Here is a 16,536-nt window from a genome sequence, read left to right as displayed (position 1 = left end):
CCGTGGCGCACCGGTCCGTGTATCAGGCCCTGCTCGGCGACCAGACCGATCGGCTGCAGCCGGAACTGTCGCACTACGTCGGCGGTGCTGCCCGAGGTGAGGCGGGAATCGGGCGCGGGGTCTACGCCTTCGCCGGGCCGACGAAGGCCTGGCTCGTGCCTCTGTTCGCGGCGATAGCCAGGGCCGACGCGCTGTTCGGCGAACGCGGCAACGGCGTGGGTCTCACCGTGGTCAACGTGCCGCATTCCGATGCCCACGGTCGGCTGTGTCTCAGCTCAACCCGCACTTTTGCATTCGCGAGAGTGACGCGAACCATGCAGGACACGATGCTGGCCGGCCGCGACGGGCTGCTCCACGACTTCCTCGGTCGGACCCGGTTTCTGGAAGTGTCATTGAGGCTCTCCGTGTCACCCGAGGGCTGGCTCCAGATGCGGTCTGTCGGAACCTGGCTGTGGCTCGGTCGTCTGCGCCTCGCCGTTCCTCGGCTTCTGTCGGCTCGCGTCGACCTCCTCGAACGCTGGGATGCGGCATCGGCGTGCCAGCGCGTCGATGTCACCCTGACGCATCCGGTCTTCGGTCAGGTGTTCGCCTACCGCGGGTCGTTCGAGTACGACCCTCGGGCGGGTCGGGTCGACGATGTCGAGACGACGCGCATCGACCGACGGTACTAGCGCGCCACTCGTGGGGCGGAGCTCTCCTCGGCGAGCACGCGGAGCGCCTCGTCGTGCAACAGCCCGTTGGTGGCGAGAGCAGAGCCCGACCACGGGCCGGGAACGCCGTCGATGGACGTGAATCGACCGCCGGCCTCATGGATGACGGGGATGAGAGCTGCCATGTCGTAGGGCTGCAGGTCGAACTCGCCGGCCACATCGAGCGCGCCCTCCGCGACGAGCATGTACGACCACATCTCGCCGTAGGCCCGGGTTCGCCAGACTCCGCGGCTCAGCGAGAGCAGGCTGTCGAGCCTGCCGGCCTCGTCCCACCCTTTCAGGCTGTTGTAGCTCACGCTCGCATCGTCGAGCCGCGCGACGGCCGATACCGCGAGGCGTCGGGCTGGCGATGCCGGTGCGAGGGTGGAGTCCGTCGTCCAGGCGCCCTGACCAAGCGCACCCCACCAGCGGCGTCCGAGGGCGGGGGAGCTCACGACTCCGACCACGGGCTCGCCGTCGACGACGAGGGAGATCAGGGTCGCCCACACGGGGACGCCCCTCAGGTAGTTCGCCGTTCCGTCGATGGGATCGATGATCCACTGTCGAACGGAGTCGCCGGCGGAGCCGTACTCCTCGCCGAGGATGGCGTCGCTGGGACGCGCCTCGGCGAGCCGGTCTCTGATCTCGCGTTCTACGGCCCTGTCCGCATCCGTCACCGGTGTTCGGTCGGGCTTCTTCTCGACGACGAGATCGAGCGCCATGAAGCGATCGAGCGAGATCGCATCGGCGGCGTCTGCGATCGTGAGGGCGAGGGCCAGATCATCTGCGTACGGCTCGGTCATGCCCCAAGCGTAGTCAGCGCGGGTGAACACACCGTCATCGCCGAGCGGCTGCTACGAGTCGCTGAGCGAGCCGACGAGCTTCTGCAGCGACTCGATGCGGGCTATGCCGCTCGATCCCAATTCGCCCGCCAGCACACGGTCGACGATCTCCCAATCGTGAGCCTGGCTGAGCGGGATGCCATCGGGCGGAGGCACGGAGGAAGGAATAGCCATCCGCGCGAAGGATTTCAGGACGTTCGCCGGGTCGACATGGCCGAGGCCGAACGAACGCACGCCCGGCGTGTCGATGATCCAGCCGGAGCGGCCCTCGTCGTCGTGCACGCGAAGGCCGAGGGTCGACGAGGACGTGTGCCGGCCCCTTCCGGTCACGACGTTCACTCGCCCGATCGCCCGATCGGTACCTGGTACCAGAGCGTTGACGAGGGTGGATTTGCCGACCCCGGAATGGCCCACGGTCACCGTGGTGTGGCCGATGAGCAGAGCCTTCAACTCGTCGAGGGGCAGTTCGTCGCGTTGACCCGTGATCACGGTGAGGTCGAGACAGTCGAATTCCGAGAGGAACTCGGCGGGATCGGCGAGGTCGGTCTTCGTGATGAAGAGGATCGGCGTGATCCCGGCATCGAACGCGGCGACGAGGTAGCGATCGATGAGTCGTGCGCGCGGCTCGGGGTTGGCGGCCGCCACGACGATCAGCATCTGGTCGGCATTGGCCACGATGACGCGCTCGACGGCGTCGGTGTCGTCAGCGCTGCGCCGCAGCAGCGTGGTTCTCGGAATGATCTTGACCACCCGAGAGAGACTGCCCTCGGCTCCGGAGGTATCACCCACGAGACCGACCCGGTCACCGGTCACGATGGCGGTCTTGCCCAGCTCGCGGGCCCGCGATGCGGTTATCGCCCGTTCGCCTGGTGTGTCCTCGTCGACCAAGACGGTGAAGCGCCCCCGGTCGACCGTCAGGATGCGACCCGGCACTGCATCGGCGTACTCGGGGCGGATCTTCGTGCGCGGCTTGTTGCCCTTCGGATTGGGCCGCACACGAACGCTCGACTCGTCGTACTGCGACTCCTCGTCGTCGTCGTCATCGTCGTCGTTCGACCACCAGGTCATGAGCTGCTCGCGGCCAGCGCGCTCCAGAGTTCGGGAAACTCGGGGAGCGTCTTGGAGGTCGTGGCGATGTCCTCGATGAGGACATCGGGGGTGACGAGCGCGATGATCGCGCCGGCGTGGGCCATCCGGTGGTCGGCGTACGTCTTCCACGTTCCGCCGTGCAGAGGCGCGGGCTCGATGCGCAGCCCGTCGTCGAGTTCGGTGACGGCACCACCCAGCGCCGTGATCTCGGCAGCGAGGGCAGCGAGCCGGTCGGTCTCGTGGTGTCTGATGTGTCCGATGCCGGTGATCTCGCTGGGCGAGTCGGCGAGAGCGGCAAGCGCCACCAACGCCGGAGCGAGCTCTCCGCCTTCGGAGAGGTCGAGCGTGATGCCGTTGATGTGGCCCGTGCCTTCGACAGTGAGCACCCCATCGACCAGTGACACGGTGGCCCCGAAGAGCGGCAGGAAGTCTATGAGGTGGGCGCCCACCTGAGTGGTGGTCGTCGGCCAGCCGCTGACGCTCACCCGCCCGCCGGTGGCCACGGCCGCGGCGAGGAAGGGCGCCGCATTCGAGAGATCGGGCTCGATGTCGACGGTCGCACCCCGGATGCTGCCGGGGACGATCGCCCAGACGCCCGGCTCGGGCGTCTCGACGGTGATGCCGCGATCTGCCAGAGCCTGGATCGTCATCTCGATATGGGGTTGGCTGGGCACCCGCTCGCCAGAATGACGCAGTACGAGGCCCTCGTCGAACCGAGCGGCGGAGAGCAGAAGACCGGAGACGAACTGACTAGAGCTCGACGCATCGATGACGATCTCCCCGCCCGTGACAGCACCCGTGCCGTGCACGGTGAAGGGCAGCGCCCCGGCTCCGTCGTCTGCGATATCGACGCCGAGCGAGCGGAGCGATGAGATCGTCGTCTTCATGGGCCTGCGACGAGCGGCCTCGTCGCCGTCGAACACGACGGGTCCGAGGGCCAGCGCGGCGACGGGCGGGATGAATCGCATCACCGTTCCGGCGAGCCCGCAGTCGACCGTCGTACTGCCGAGAAGCTCGTCGGCGGGAGTGATGAGCCAGTCCTCGCCGAACTCGCCCCCACCGGCGACTGCCTCGATGGTCGTTCCCATGGATCGGAGCGCCTCGACCATCAGGGTGGTGTCGCGCGAGTGCAGAGGAGCGCGGAGTGTCGACGGCGAATCGGCCAACGCCGACAGCACGAGTTGCCGGTTCGTCAGGCTCTTCGAGCCGGGCAGGACGACAGCGGCGTCGATCGGCCCGGAGGTGGTCGGGGCCGGCCACGGCGCATCGCCGGGAGGAACGGCGGCGACCCCCGGCGTCTCGTCGTCGTAGGGGGAGAAGCGCGGATCGAGTTGATTGATGATGCCCATTGCTCCCCAGATTACCGCGACAGCGGAATAAACGACGTTCCGATCGTCGTTGTTGATCGTATGGCGGTCGAACGGACCGACGGCGGAGCGAGAGGCAGGAGGTGGGGGCAGACATGCTGACACAGGAACGCGTACGGCCTTCGCTCGCAACCCCAGGCATGGCCTGGGCGGAACGCGCCCTCGCCAAAGTAGACTCTGCTCTGATGAGCAACTCCACACCTGACACCCCTCCGGCGGCCACCCCAGATCCGCGGGATCTGTTCGAGGAACAGGCGATACCGTTCCTCGATCAGCTGTACGGCGCTGCCCTGCGCATGACGCGCAATCCTGCCGACGCTCAAGACCTGGTTCAAGAGACGTTCGTGAAGGCCTACGCGGCTTTCGGGCAGTTCGAGCAGGGCACGAACCTCAAGGCGTGGCTCTACCGCATTCTCACTAACACGTTCATCAACACATATCGCAAGAAGCAGCGCGACCCTTATAAGGGCACGATCTCCGATATGGAGGACTGGCAGCTGGGCGAGGCCGAATCGGCCACCGCGATGTCGAGCCGCTCTGCCGAGGCAGAGGCCATCGATCACCTGCCCGACAGCGCGGTCAAAGACGCGCTGCAGTCGATACCCGAAGATTTCCGTCTGGCGGTCTATTTCGCCGACGTCGAAGGTTTCTCCTACCAGGAGATCGCCGACATCATGAAGACCCCTGTCGGCACAGTGATGAGTCGTCTGCATCGAGGCAGACGACTTCTCCGGGGACTTCTGACCGACTACGCAGCAGATCGCGGCATTAATGTCGCATCGAAGACGGGGAGCACGAAGAAATGACCGATTGCGGTTGCGATAAGGCCAAGGCCGAACTCGAGGAATACCTGCACAACGAACTCTGCTCGACAGACGCTGAAGACATCCGCGAGCACCTCGCCGGATGCATCGACTGCGAGTCTGAGCTGCATGTCGGACGCGTGCTGACCGAGGCCGTTCAGCGTGCCTGTCGCGAGACCGCGCCCGGCGACCTGCGCGACCAGGTGCTGCTGAAGATCCGCACCATTCAAGCCACGCACTGACACGCGGCTAGCGGTCGGTTCCTCGAGCCACGCCCGAGGAACCGACCGATCATCACCTCTGGGTGGCGCGCTCGATGAGCTCGGTCTGCTCGACGGCGTGGCGCTTGGCCGATCCGGCCGCGGGCGATGCCGCCGCGGGGCGTGACACGACACGCACCGAACGCCCGAGGTGCGGTGCGACCTCGACCGCCACGAAGGGCCAGGCTCCCTGATTCTCGGGCTCGTCCTGCACCCACACCACGTCGGCGTCTGGGTACTGATCGAGAACCGACTTCAGTTCGTCGAGCGGAGCCGGGTAGTACTGCTCGAGACGCACCAGCGCGATCGTGTCGTCGGGATTCTTCTGCAGTTCGTTGACCAGGTCGTAGTGGATCTTGCCCGAGTGCAGCAGAACCCGAGTGACCGAAGACCTGTCGGTGATGCGACTGTCGTCGATGACCGGCTCGAATGTTCCGTTGGTGAGATCGGGCACGTCGCTCGTCGCGCCGCGCAACCGCAGCATCGCCTTCGGGGTGAAGACGACCATCGGTTTGCGCGGACGAGCGTACGCCTGCCGGCGCAGCAGATGGAAATACGAGGCCGGCGTCGACGGACGCGCGACGGTCATATTGTTCTCTGCGCACAGCTGCAGGTAGCGCTCGATGCGAGCCGAGGAGTGGTCGGGACCCTGGCCTTCGTAGCCGTGAGGCAGGAGCAAGACGAGCGACGAGCGCTGCGCCCACTTCTGCTCGGCCGACGAGATGAACTCGTCGATCACGATCTGAGCGCCGTTGGCGAAGTCGCCGAACTGGGCCTCCCAGAGCACGAGAGCATCGGGCCGCTCGACGGAGTAGCCGTATTCGAAGCCCATCGCGGCGTATTCGCTCAGCAGGGAGTCGTAGATCCAGAATCTGGCCTGGCTCTCGCTGAGGTTGGCCAGCGGCAGCCATTCCTGGCCGTTCTCCCGATCGTGGAGCACCGCGTGACGCTGCACGAAGGTGCCGCGACGCGTGTCTTGACCGGCCAGACGCACGGGGGTGCCCTCGAGCAGCAGTGAACCAAGGGCGAGCAGCTCGGCGAATGCCCAGTCGATTCCGCCCGAACGACTCATCTCGAGACGCTTGTTCAGCAGTTGCTGCAGCTTGGGGTGAACCGTGAAGCCGGCGGGCTTGTTCTGGAACGCGTCGCCGATCTGGTGGATCGTCGACTCCGCCACCGCGGTCGAGAACGCATCAGAGCTGGCCGAGTCGCTCTGCTGAGCATCGGGAAGCTCGAGATCCGCGACGCTCGATCCGTCGGCCGTGATGACCGGAATCGACGAGGTCTGCGCGGCGTGGGTTTCGGCGAAGGCGCGCTCGAGGCGGTCCTGGAAGTCTCGGTGGGCTGCCTGGTACTCCTCCTCGGTGATGTCGCCACGACCCACCAAAGACTCCGTGTACAGCCGGCGCACACTGCGCTTCGCCTCGATGAGGTTGTACATGAGCGGCTGGGTCATCGACGGGTCGTCGCCCTCGTTGTGCCCGCGGCGTCGGTAGCAGATCAGATCGATGAAGACGTCGCGGTGGAACTGCTGCCGGTACTCGAAGGCGAGCTGCGCCACACGCACGACCGACTCGGGGTCGTCGCCGTTCACGTGGAAGATCGGAGCCTGAATCGTCTTCGCGACGTCGGTGGAGTAGACCGACGAGCGTGATTCGCCGGGAGGGGTCGTGAAGCCGACCTGGTTGTTGATGTTGATGTGGATCGTTCCGCCGGTGCGGTAGCCGCGCAGCTGGGACATCTGCAGGGTCTCGACCACGATGCCCTGTCCCGCGAGGGCCGCGTCTCCGTGGATGAGGATCGGCAGCGTCGAGAACGTTCCGATCGCCTTGCGGTCCTGCTTGGCCCGGACGATTCCTTCGAGGACGCCATCGGCAGCCTCGAGGTGCGACGGGTTGGCGGCGAGGTAGACGGGAATCTCGGTGCCGTCGCTGCCGTGGAAGGTGCCCTCGGTGCCGAGGTGGTACTTCACGTCTCCCGAGCCCTGAACGGTTCGCGGGTCTTGAGTGCCCTCGAATTCGCGGAAGATCTGACCGTAGGTCTTACCGGCGATGTTGGTGAGCACGTTGAGACGGCCACGGTGCGCCATACCGATCGCGACCTCGTCGAGACCTTCGTCTGCGGCACCCTGGATGATCGCATCGAGGAGCGCGATCGTGGATTCACCGCCCTCGAGGCTGAATCGCTTCTGGCCGACGTACTTGGTCTGCAGGAAGGTCTCGAAAGCCTCGGCTTCGTTGAGCTTGGCGAGGATGCGCATCTGCTCGTCGTGGCCGGGCTTGGCGTAAGGACGCTCGACCTTGTCCTGAATCCACTTGCGCTGGGCGGGATCCTGGATGTGCATGTACTCGATGCCGGTCTTGCGGCAGTAGGAGTCGCGGAGCACGCCGAGGATGTCGCGGAGGAGCGCGCTGCGCTTCGCACCGAACTCGCCGGTCACGAACTCTCGGTCGAGATCCCACAGGGTCAGCCCGTGGTTCTCGATGTCGAGGTCGGGGTGCGTGCGCTGGCGGTATTCGAGGGGGTCGATGTCGGCCATCAGATGGCCGCGCACGCGGAAGGCGTTGATCAGTTCCTGCACCCGAGCGGTCTTGTCGACGGCGTCCGAGAGGTCGACGCTGATGTCGGGAGCCCAGTGGATCGGAGCGTAGGGGATGCGCAACTCGGCGAAGATGTTCTCGTAGAAGTTGCGTTCACCGATGAGCAGCTCGTGCACCTTGCGCAGGTACTCACCGGAACCGGCGCCCTGGATGACGCGGTGGTCGTAGGTGCTCGTCAGAGTGATGATCTTGCCGATACCCAGGTCGTTGAGCGTCCTCGCGCTCGTGCCCTGGAATTCGGCGGGGTACTCGAGGGCTCCGGCGCCGATGATGCAACCCTGCCCCTTCATCAGGCGCGGAACCGAGTGCACCGTTCCGATTCCGCCGGGGTTGGTGAGCGAGATCGTGGTGCCCTGGAAATCGGATGCCGTGAGCTTGTTCGCTCGGGCGCGGCTGACCAGTTCTTCGTAAGCCCCGAGGAACTCGTTGAAGCCCATGGTGTCGGCGCGCTTGATTCCCGGAACGAGGAGGGCGCGTGTGCCGTCGGGCTTCGGGATGTCGATGGCGATGCCCAGTCCGACGTGGGCCGGCGCGACGACCGAGGGCTTTCCGTCGACCTCGTCGTAGTAGACGTTCTGGCTGCGGAACTCCTTCATCGCCTGCACGAGGGCCCAGCCGATGATGTGGGTGAACGATACCTTGCCGCCGCGGCTGCGCTTGAGGTTCGAGTTGATGACGATGCGGTTGTCGATCAGCAGCTTCGCCGGGATCGAGCGGACACTGGTGGCCGTCGGCACGGTGAGGCTGGCATCCATGTTGGTCGCGAGCGTCTTGGCCATACCTCTGAGCGGGGTGACCGTGTCCTTCTCGACGTCGTCTTCGTTGCTGGTGGACTCTGCCGTGGTGTCACGCTTCGGCGCGGAGACCGGTGCCTCTGCGGGGATCGGCGCCTGTCGCGCCTGCATGCTCGTCGTGCGGGCCGCGGGCTGGCTCTCGCGCTGGTCGGCGACGGATGCGCCGGACGGCGCCTCGGTCGAGACCGTGGCGACGGGTGACGTCGGCGGGGTGGTCGCTTCGGAGGCTTCGGCGATCTGCTCGGATTCGGTCGCCGCGGGTGGCGCCTGCTGGGCCGTCGGCGCCGAGGCTGCACCGCCCTTGGACACCACGGTCGAGTGGTAGCTCTCGAGGATCGGCCACCACGACTCGTCGACCGACTTGCGGTCTACCTTGAACTGCTCGTAGAGCTCCTCGACGAGCCATTCATTGGCTCCGAACTCCGACGCGCTCTCGTCGTTTTCCACTCCGGTCGTTTGGCTAGACAAGCCCGATCGCCCACTCTCTTCATCGTGCATCGACAATTCGCCTGAAATCAGTACATTCATGACAGTCGTCAGCGCCCTGCATCGTTGCCGGCGGGCGCCCGACACGTTCATGGTCAAGCCTAATCCCCTCAGCCTGAAGCGCCACCCGACGTGGGCCCGCTCGGCGCGGAAGCGACTACCGTTGAGGTATGGAGTTTTATCACGCGACCGCGACCCACGACCTCACGTATTCAGACGTCTTCCTCGTGCCGTCACGGTCGCGGGTGACGAGCAGGCTCGACGTGTCTCTCGCGCCGAACGACGGCACGGGAGCGAGCATCCCGATCGTCAGCGCGAACATGAACTCGGTCACGGGCCCCCGGCTCTCCGCCACTCTGGCGCGACGCGGCGGGCTCGGTGTGCTGCCGCAGGACATGCATCTGCAGGACCTCGATGCGGCGATTCGCTGGGTGAAGGCGCAGCCCGTCGAATTCGACACCCCCTTCGATTTCGCCCCGGATGACACCGTCGAGGAGGCTCTGCGTCAGATTCCCGCGGTGGCCGGGCACGGAATCGTCATCCACGACTCCGCCGGGGTGTATCTCGGATGCATCGCTGCTGCCCGGCTCGCCTCGGCACTGCCCGACGCGCTCCTCGGAGATCTGCTGCACGGACCGCTCACCGCGCTGTCGGCCGACGACATCGACTCGCCCCGTGAGGCGTTCGATGCGATGGTCGAGGCCGAGCTCGAGTTCGCTCCCGTGATGAGGCACGGATCGGTCATCGGAACGCTCAGCCGCACCAGCGCGCTCCGCTCTACGCTCTACACACCGGCGGTCGACGCGCAGGGTCGGCTCCGGGTCGCCGCGGCGGTCGGAATCAACGGCGACGTCGCATCCAAGGCCCGGGCCCTGGCGGCGGCCGGCGTCGACGTGCTGGTGATCGACACGGCGCACGGACACCAGGAGGGCATGCTGCGCGCCATCGAGACGGTGGCGAACGAGAACCTCGGCCTCCCGATCGTGGCCGGCAACATCGTGACCGCCGATGCGGTGCGCGATCTCGTGTCTGCGGGTGCCACCATCCTCAAGGTCGGAGTCGGCCCGGGCGCCATGTGCACCACCCGCATGATGACGGCCGTCGGACGACCCCAGTTCTCTGCCGTGCTCGAGACGGCCGACGCGGCTCGTGAACTCGGCGCCCACGTCTGGGCCGACGGGGGAGTGCGCTACCCGCGCGACGTTGCCCTCGCTCTGGCCGCCGGGGCGTCGAGCGTGATGATCGGTTCATGGTTCGCGGGCACGATCGAGGCCCCCGGCGTCTTGAAGACGGATGCGACGGGTCGGCTCTACAAGGAGAGCTGGGGCATGGCGTCGACCAAGGCCGTGAAAGACCGCTTCGGACGTCTCGACGCTTACGAGCTCGCCCGCAAGACCCTGTTCGCCGAGGGGATCTCGTCGAGCAGCATCTACCTCGACCCGCTGCGCCCCTCTGTCGAGGATCTGCTCGACATGATCACGTCCGGAGTCCGCAGCTCGTTCACGTACGCGGGCGCCTCCGACGTGGCCGAGTTCCACGATCGCGCGCTGGTCGGCATTCAGTCGGCGGCGGGGTACGAAGAGGGCAAGGCGTTGCCCGTCAGCTGGTAGGAGCACGGCCGCTCTGGCGCCGGCTGCCGGTATACTGGCGAGACAATGGACGACCCTCCCTCAGCCCATCCATCCCTTCTTCTGAGCAGTTCCGGCGGCACTCATGCCTCTTGACTGGATCATGTTCGGCGTCGGTATCGTTCTCACGTTCGGTACCGGCATCTTCGTCGCCAGCGAGTTCGCGCTCGTCAATCTCGATCGGAACGATCTCGAGACGCGGCAGAATCGTGGTGCGACGGGCCTCGGCCCGACGATCGCGGCGCTGAAGATCACGTCGACGCATCTCTCGAGCGCTCAACTCGGCATCACGCTCACGACCCTGCTCACCGGGTACACCATGGAGCCGGCCATCTCGAATCTGCTTCGCGCCCCTCTGACCGGCGTCGGCATCCCCGAAGCGGTCGTGCCGGGCGTCTCCGCGACGATCGCGATCGTCTTCGCCACGCTGCTGTCGATGATCGTCGGCGAGCTCGTGCCGAAGAGTTTCGCGCTGGCCCTGCCGCTGCAGACCGCGAAGCTGGTGATTCCGGCTCAACGCCTCTTCACGATGGTGTTCAAGCCCGCCGTGAGTCTTCTCAACAACAGCGCGAACGGGTTGCTGCGAGCTATGGGCATCGAGCCGAAAGAAGAGCTGTCGGGCGCCCGCACCGCGGAGGAGCTCTCGTCGCTCGTGCGCCGATCTGCCATGCAGGGCAGCCTCGACGTCGACACTGCGACACTGCTCAACCGCACTCTGCTCTTCTCCGGACACACGGCGTCCGACGCCATGACGCCGAGGCCCCGCATCGCGAGCGTCAAGCGCACGGACAGCGCGGAAGACGTGATCACGCTCACCCGAACGACGGGACACAGCCGCTTCCCCGTGCTGGACGACGACATCGACGACATCGTCGGAGTCGTGCACGTCAAGCAGGCCGTCAGCGTTCCGCGCGACAGGAGGCACGACGTGCCGGCCGCGGCACTCGCTTCGAGCGTCATCCGCGTGCCCGAGACCATGAAGCTCGACTCGCTCCTCGGTGAGCTGCGCGGACGCGGCTACCAGATGGCGATCGTGGTCGACGAATACGGCGGAACGGCGGGTGTGGTCACACTCGAAGATCTGGTCGAAGAGCTCGTCGGCGAACTCGACGACGAGCACGACCGGTCACGCGCCGGAGTGGTCAAGACCCTGAACTCCGTGTCGTTCCCCGGAATGCTGCGACCCGATGAGCTCGCCGATCGCGCAGGAATCAGCGTTCCCGACGATGGTCCGTTCGAGACGGTGGCCGGTTACATGATGAGCGAACTCGGTCGGCTTCCCGTCGTCGGAGACACCGTCGAGTTGCCCACCGGCCAACTCGCGGTCGTGCGGCTCGACGGACGTCGTATCGATCGCATCCGCTTCACCCCGATCGCCACCGACGAGGCAGCGGCCCCCGTCGACGCGCTCATCACCGACGAATCGAATACGGAGGTGAACGACCGTGGCTGATTGGCTGGGTATCGTCTGGCTCGTTGTGCTTCTCCTGGCCAACGCCTTCTTCGTCGGCGCCGAGTTCGCCGTCATCTCGGCTCGTCGATCGCAGATCGAGCCCTTGGCGGAGCAGGGCAAGGCGAGCGCCAAGACCGCGCTCTGGGCCATGGAGCACGCGACATTGATGCTGGCCATGTGTCAGCTCGGAATCACCGTGTGCTCGCTGCTGATCCTCAACGTCTCCGAGCCCGCGATCCATCACCTGCTCGAGATTCCTCTGGCGTTCACCGGCCTGCCGGAGGAGGTCATCGGCACGATCGCGTTCGTCATCGCGCTGCTCATCGTCTCGTTCCTGCACGTCGTCTTCGGCGAGATGGTTCCCAAGAACCTGTCGTTCTCGCTTCCGGAGCGCGCCGTTCTGCTGCTCGCTCCGCCTCTCGTGTGGCTCGCCCGAATCTTCCGGTTCGCGATCGTCGCGCTCAACGCGACCGCCAATTCGATCCTGCGGTTGTTCGGTGTCGAGCCGAAAGACGAGGCGGCGAGCGCGTTCACGCTCGACGAGGTGTCGACCATCGTCTCGCAGTCCACTCGCGAGGGTGTGCTGAGCGACACGACCGGCGCTCTCAACGCGGCGTTCGAGTTCACCTCGAAGACGGTGAAAGACGTGGCTGTTCCACTCGAATCGCTCGTGAGCCTCTCGGACCACGTGACCCCCGCCGAGATCGAGCACGCCGTGGCCAAACACGGTTTCTCTCGCTACATCGTGGTCGATGAGGAGGGGCGCCCCGACGGCTACCTGCACCTGAAAGACGTGATCGACATCGATGCAGACGAGGTCGACCTGCCGGTGCCTGCCAAACGCATCAGGCAGCTCGTCTCGATCTACGAGGGAACGGAACTCGAAGACGCACTGGCCAGCATGCGCCGTACGAACGCGCACCTCGCGCGCACGTTCTCCGAGTCGGGTCGCACAACCGGCGTGCTCTTCCTCGAGGACATCATCGAGGAGCTGGTGGGCGAGGTCCAGGACGCGACTCGGCGGCTCTGACAATCGAGCCGTCGGGCGCGTGCCGCGGTTCTAGGCGGGCCAGGCCGAGCGCTCGTACTGAGCAGGCCAGTAATCGACCGTCACGCCCAGCTCGTGCGCAGCTCTCAGGGCGAAGTGCGGGTCTCGGAGCATCTCGCGTCCGAGCATGACCGCATCGGCGCGACCCTCGTCGACGATCTCGGCGGCCTGGGCCGCCGTCGTGATGAGACCCACGGCGCTGACCGGAACGTCGCCGTTCGCCGCGACGTACTCGGCGAGGGGAACCTGATAACCGGGCGACACCGGAATCGTGACGCCGGTCATGTTCCCGCCGCTCGAGATGTCGAACACGTCGGCGCCGCCGTCTTTCGCCCACGCTGCCACGGTGGCGGTCTGCTCTTCGTTCCAGCCGTCGTCCACCCAGTCCGTGGCGGAGAAGCGCACCAGGAGCGGAACGTCTTCGCCGACCGCGGCCCGGGTCTCGCCGACGATCCGGAGGAGGAGCCGGGCTCTGTTCTCGAGGCTTCCCCCGTATTCGTCTGTGCGCTCATTGCTGAGCGGCGAGAGGAACTGATGGATCAGGTAGCCGTGGGCCGCGTGGATCTCGAGCACGTCGAATCCGGCATCGATCGACCGGAGGGCCGCGGCGACGAAGTCGTCGACGACACCGTCGATCGCAGCGGTGTCGAGCTCGCCGGGCGTCGCGTAGCCGGGGAATGCGACAGGCGACGGCGCCACGGTCGGCCAACCGCCGGCATCTATCGGAACCGTGCCGCGCTCGGGTGCCCAGGGCCGATACGTCGAGGCTTTACGGCCGGCGTGGGCCAACTGGATGCCCGTCGTCGCGCCCTGGCCGTGCAGGAAGTCGGTGATACGCCGGAACGCCTGCGTCTGCTCGTCGTTCCAGATTCCCAGGTCTTGCGGAGAGATGCGGCCCTCCGGACTCACTGCCGTCGCCTCGGTGATCACGAGGCCAGCACCGCCCTGGCCGAAGGATCCCAGGTGCACGAGATGCCAGTCGGTGGTCATGCCGTCGCAGGCCTCGGCGGAGTACTGGCACATGGGCGCGACCCAGATGCGGTTGCGGATGGTCACGCCCCGGATGCTGAGTGGACGGAAGAGGATGGATTCGCTCATGAGGGGTCTTTCGTGGGGTGTCAGGAGGCCGGAGTCGCGGATGCGGCTGTGTCGTCGAGGTAGGCGCGGAGAAGAGGTGCGGTCGTGAACACGTGACCGGCGATGCCGACGCTCGCCGCTCCCTCGATGTTGACGGCCTTGTTGTCGATGAAGATCATGTCGTGAGCCTCGACGCCGAGATCGCGCAGTACCTCGAGATAGATGCCCTCGTCCGGTTTCAGTCGGCCCATCTCCGCGCTGACGAAGACCCGCTCGAAGAGAGCGCCCATGGGCCCGTGACGGAAGTAGTCGCCGAAATCGAAGCCCGCGTTCGACAGGAGTGCGATGCGCGTGCCGCCGTCGCGAAGCGCGAGGAGGATGTCGTAGGTATCGGGATTGATGCTGAGCCAGCTCCGATAGTCGGCGATCCAGAGCTGCTGGATGCGCGACTCGCTGAATTCGACCCCGGCGTGCCGAGCGATCGCGAGCCAGTAGTCGCGGATGCTCAGGGTGCCGCCGTCGAGAGCGTCCCGATTGGCCCAGTACGGCGGCCAGAACTTCTCCTCCGGCACCCGGGCGATCGACAGCAGCGCCTGGCGGTCGGCATCCGAGGGGGAGAAGGAGATGACCTCGCCGTAGTCGAAGACCACGACCTTGCCGGGGATGCTGATGGGCATGAAGCTCCGCACGTCGGAAGAGGGTGGGGGACTCATCCAATCTATCGTGGAGCTGTGAGCGACAAGACCGAACCCACCTCTGCATCTAAGACCGGCCTCGCGGCAGGATCGACCGAGTGGACCGCCGCCGACGCGGTGCCGTTAGTGCGGGTCCCGCAACCCAGCGACGACAAGTATCGGCGCGGCGTTCTGGGGGTGCGGACGGGATCGGACATGTATCCGGGAGCTGCCGTGCTCGGCGTCGACGCCGCTGCGCGAACCGGCGTCGGGATGATCCGCTACCTAGGGCCCGTCGTGCCGACGGGTCTCGTGCTCCAACGGCGACCGGAGGTCGTGACCGCACCGGGCCGGGTGCAGGCATGGCTGCTCGGGTCTGGCATGGACGCCGAGAAGAGATCGGACGACGACACAGCGCTGCTTCGAAGCGCTCTTGGAGAAAACGTGCCCTGCGTGATCGACGCGGGTGCTCTCGACCTCGTGCTCACGGCCGGAGCCAGCACGATCATCACTCCGCACGCGGGCGAACTCGCGTCGCTCTGGGACCGTGTCGGCGTCACCGTCGAGCGGGCCGCCATCTCCGACGACCCCGAGCACTGGGCCGCAGCGACCGCGGAGCGTTTCGGCGTGGTCGTGCTCCTCAAGGGGGCGCGCACGATCATCGCCGGGCCGTCGACCGACACCATCAGCGTCACCGCGTCGTCGAGCTGGGCAGCGACCGCGGGCTCGGGCGACGTCCTCGGCGGCATTCTGGGGGCGTTGCTCGCGACGAACGCGACATTCCTCGCAGACGAGGGCACGGACATTCTGCTTGGGGTGGCGGCCACGGCAGCGTACCTTCACCAGGCGGCGGGTGCTCGTGCGTCGGGCGGAGGGCCCATCACGGCGCTGGACATCGCCGAGTCGGTCGGCGCGACGATCGCGGATCTGCTCGACCACGCCGCACGCTGACCTGGCGCCCGCGTCGACGGCCGGGCGAGCGCGGGCGTCAGCGCGGTGAGACGGAGAGAGCGAAGTCGATCGAGCCCTGATCGTTGACGCGCGCGAATCCGAGGTCGATGGGCGCGATGCCGTAGTCGCCGAATGACACGGGCACAGTGCCGGCCAGGGTCAGTCGACCATTCTGCAGAGTGGCGGTGAGCGACACGTCGACCGGTCGACTCACGCCGTGAAGGGTGAGGTCGCCCGATGCGGCGACGACCACCGGCGTGCCGCCGACCAGATCGTCGTCGAGCGGGATCGGAGTGGTCAGGGTGAACAACGCCGTGGGAAAGTCGTCTGCGTCGAGCGCCGGCCCCCTGAAATAGGCGTCGCGTGCGGCGTTGTCGGTGGTGATGCTCGCGACCTCCACCACGATCGTCGCGCCCGTGAGAACACTGTCGTCGACGATCGCCGACCCGGTCACATGGTCGGTCGTGCCGGTGACGGTGAGAGCGGAACCATTCACCACCGCGTCGATCGTGTACCCCGCCTCGGAACCGTCTGCGACGGCCCAGTCGCCGGAGAGACCGGCGGGATCGTCGACGTCGACCTGGGGCGATGCCTCGCGCACGGTGGGTATCACGCTCGGCACCACGGTTGTCGGACTCGCGGCTGCACTGCCGTACATGATGGGGCCAGCTACGGCAGCCATGGTCCCCAACGCGAGAACCGACGCCGAGACGCCGAGTGCGATGCTCGCAATTCTCTTCATGATCCGTCCGTGGTGTTTGGTGGGAGAAGGGCC

The 16,536-nt window shown here is 66.4% G+C and carries 14 protein-coding genes; 7 read left to right on the top strand and 7 right to left on the bottom strand.

Going from position 1 to position 16,536, the window contains the following annotated elements:
• Positions 1–2 precede the first annotated feature (2 nt).
• Positions 3–671, top strand: a complete 669-nt coding sequence (locus ASF79_RS08490; RefSeq protein ID WP_162239076.1) for a DUF4166 domain-containing protein — start codon at positions 3–5, stop codon at positions 669–671.
• Here ASF79_RS08490 and ASF79_RS08485 read toward each other — a convergent pair.
• Genes ASF79_RS08485 through aroA form a run of 3 tightly spaced genes read right to left on the bottom strand, consistent with a single transcriptional unit; the run spans position 668 to position 3,969 of the window.
• On the bottom strand, positions 668–1,492 hold the full coding sequence (locus ASF79_RS08485; protein ID WP_055853727.1) for an inositol monophosphatase family protein: 825 nt from the start codon (positions 1,490–1,492) through the stop codon (positions 668–670). The two genes, ASF79_RS08490 and ASF79_RS08485, sit on opposite strands and share 4 nt — an antisense overlap.
• A gap of 51 nt (positions 1,493–1,543) precedes the next feature.
• Complete coding sequence (gene rsgA / locus ASF79_RS08480; RefSeq protein WP_055853725.1) at positions 1,544–2,599, bottom strand: ribosome small subunit-dependent GTPase A; 1,056 nt, start codon at positions 2,597–2,599, stop codon at positions 1,544–1,546.
• On the bottom strand, positions 2,596–3,969 hold the full coding sequence (gene aroA / locus ASF79_RS08475; protein ID WP_055853723.1) for a 3-phosphoshikimate 1-carboxyvinyltransferase: 1,374 nt from the start codon (positions 3,967–3,969) through the stop codon (positions 2,596–2,598). Before aroA ends, rsgA begins: the two co-directional genes overlap by 4 nt.
• A 203-nt stretch (positions 3,970–4,172) precedes the next feature.
• On the opposite strand from aroA, the gene ASF79_RS08470 reads away from it, so the two are divergent.
• Positions 4,173–4,793, top strand: coding sequence for a sigma-70 family RNA polymerase sigma factor (locus ASF79_RS08470; protein ID WP_055854643.1), 621 nt, complete (start codon positions 4,173–4,175; stop codon positions 4,791–4,793).
• Positions 4,790–5,032 (top strand): hypothetical protein, encoded by a 243-nt coding sequence (locus ASF79_RS08465; protein ID WP_055853721.1) that lies wholly within the window; start codon positions 4,790–4,792, stop codon positions 5,030–5,032. The genes ASF79_RS08470 and ASF79_RS08465 overlap by 4 nt, the downstream gene beginning before the upstream one ends.
• A gap of 52 nt (positions 5,033–5,084) precedes the next feature.
• Here ASF79_RS08465 and ASF79_RS08460 read toward each other — a convergent pair whose 3' ends face one another.
• On the bottom strand, positions 5,085–8,912 hold the full coding sequence (locus tag ASF79_RS08460; protein ID WP_200933551.1) for a multifunctional oxoglutarate decarboxylase/oxoglutarate dehydrogenase thiamine pyrophosphate-binding subunit/dihydrolipoyllysine-residue succinyltransferase subunit: 3,828 nt from the start codon (positions 8,910–8,912) through the stop codon (positions 5,085–5,087).
• A gap of 188 nt (positions 8,913–9,100) precedes the next feature.
• On the opposite strand from ASF79_RS08460, the gene ASF79_RS08455 reads away from it, so the two are divergent.
• The 3 genes from ASF79_RS08455 to ASF79_RS08445 all read left to right on the top strand — a co-directional run bounded on the left by ASF79_RS08455 (position 9,101) and on the right by ASF79_RS08445 (position 13,041).
• Positions 9,101–10,540, top strand: coding sequence for a GuaB1 family IMP dehydrogenase-related protein (locus tag ASF79_RS08455; protein ID WP_055780636.1), 1,440 nt, complete (start codon positions 9,101–9,103; stop codon positions 10,538–10,540).
• Positions 10,541–10,643: 103 nt separating this feature from the next.
• Entirely contained in the window at positions 10,644–12,011 is a 1,368-nt protein-coding gene (locus ASF79_RS08450) for a hemolysin family protein (protein WP_055780639.1), read from the top strand.
• Positions 12,004–13,041, top strand: a complete 1,038-nt coding sequence (locus ASF79_RS08445; protein WP_055780642.1) for a hemolysin family protein — start codon at positions 12,004–12,006, stop codon at positions 13,039–13,041. The genes ASF79_RS08450 and ASF79_RS08445 overlap by 8 nt, the downstream gene beginning before the upstream one ends.
• 30 nt (positions 13,042–13,071) lie before the next feature.
• Here ASF79_RS08445 and ASF79_RS08440 read toward each other — a convergent pair whose 3' ends face one another.
• Positions 13,072–14,157: an NADH:flavin oxidoreductase/NADH oxidase gene (locus ASF79_RS08440; RefSeq protein WP_055853716.1), complete on the bottom strand. Its 1,086-nt coding sequence runs from the start codon at positions 14,155–14,157 to the stop codon at positions 13,072–13,074.
• 20 nt (positions 14,158–14,177) lie between these two features.
• Positions 14,178–14,813 (bottom strand): HAD-IA family hydrolase, encoded by a 636-nt coding sequence (locus ASF79_RS08435; protein WP_055854641.1) that lies wholly within the window; start codon positions 14,811–14,813, stop codon positions 14,178–14,180.
• Positions 14,814–14,867: 54 nt separating this feature from the next.
• Here ASF79_RS08435 and ASF79_RS08430 point away from each other — a divergent pair, with 54 nt between their 5' ends.
• Positions 14,868–15,761 carry an ADP-dependent NAD(P)H-hydrate dehydratase gene (locus tag ASF79_RS08430; protein ID WP_055853714.1) on the top strand — a complete coding sequence of 298 codons (894 nt, stop codon included), beginning with the start codon at positions 14,868–14,870 and terminating at the stop codon, positions 15,759–15,761.
• A gap of 37 nt (positions 15,762–15,798) precedes the next feature.
• Here the strand turns inward: ASF79_RS08430 and ASF79_RS08425 are convergent, their stop codons facing one another.
• Positions 15,799–16,503, bottom strand: coding sequence for a YceI family protein (locus tag ASF79_RS08425; protein WP_082495766.1), 705 nt, complete (start codon positions 16,501–16,503; stop codon positions 15,799–15,801).
• Between the last annotated feature and the right edge of the window lie 33 nt (positions 16,504–16,536).

This window comes from Agreia sp. Leaf335 (assembly GCF_001423605.1).
Lineage (GTDB): Bacteria > Actinomycetota > Actinomycetes > Actinomycetales > Microbacteriaceae > Agreia.
The sequence above is the reverse complement of the archived record's forward strand: the minus strand, read 5'-3'. Positions and strand labels throughout refer to the sequence as shown.

Excerpts from the sequence above, each read along its gene's own strand:
- ASF79_RS08485 (WP_055853727.1), bottom strand. The coding sequence starts at position 1,492 with ATGACCGAGCCGTACGCAGATGATCTGGCCCTCGCCCTCACGATCGCA.
- rsgA (WP_055853725.1), bottom strand. The coding sequence starts at position 2,599 with ATGACCTGGTGGTCGAACGACGACGATGACGACGACGACGAGGAGTCG.
- aroA (WP_055853723.1), bottom strand. The coding sequence starts at position 3,969 with ATGGGCATCATCAATCAACTCGATCCGCGCTTCTCCCCCTACGACGAC.
- ASF79_RS08470 (WP_055854643.1), top strand. The coding sequence starts at position 4,173 with ATGAGCAACTCCACACCTGACACCCCTCCGGCGGCCACCCCAGATCCG.
- ASF79_RS08465 (WP_055853721.1), top strand. The coding sequence starts at position 4,790 with ATGACCGATTGCGGTTGCGATAAGGCCAAGGCCGAACTCGAGGAATAC.
- ASF79_RS08455 (WP_055780636.1), top strand. The coding sequence starts at position 9,101 with ATGGAGTTTTATCACGCGACCGCGACCCACGACCTCACGTATTCAGAC.
- ASF79_RS08450 (WP_055780639.1), top strand. The coding sequence starts at position 10,644 with ATGCCTCTTGACTGGATCATGTTCGGCGTCGGTATCGTTCTCACGTTC.
- ASF79_RS08440 (WP_055853716.1), bottom strand. The coding sequence starts at position 14,157 with ATGAGCGAATCCATCCTCTTCCGTCCACTCAGCATCCGGGGCGTGACC.
- ASF79_RS08435 (WP_055854641.1), bottom strand. The coding sequence starts at position 14,813 with ATGCCCATCAGCATCCCCGGCAAGGTCGTGGTCTTCGACTACGGCGAG.
- ASF79_RS08425 (WP_082495766.1), bottom strand. The coding sequence starts at position 16,503 with ATGAAGAGAATTGCGAGCATCGCACTCGGCGTCTCGGCGTCGGTTCTC.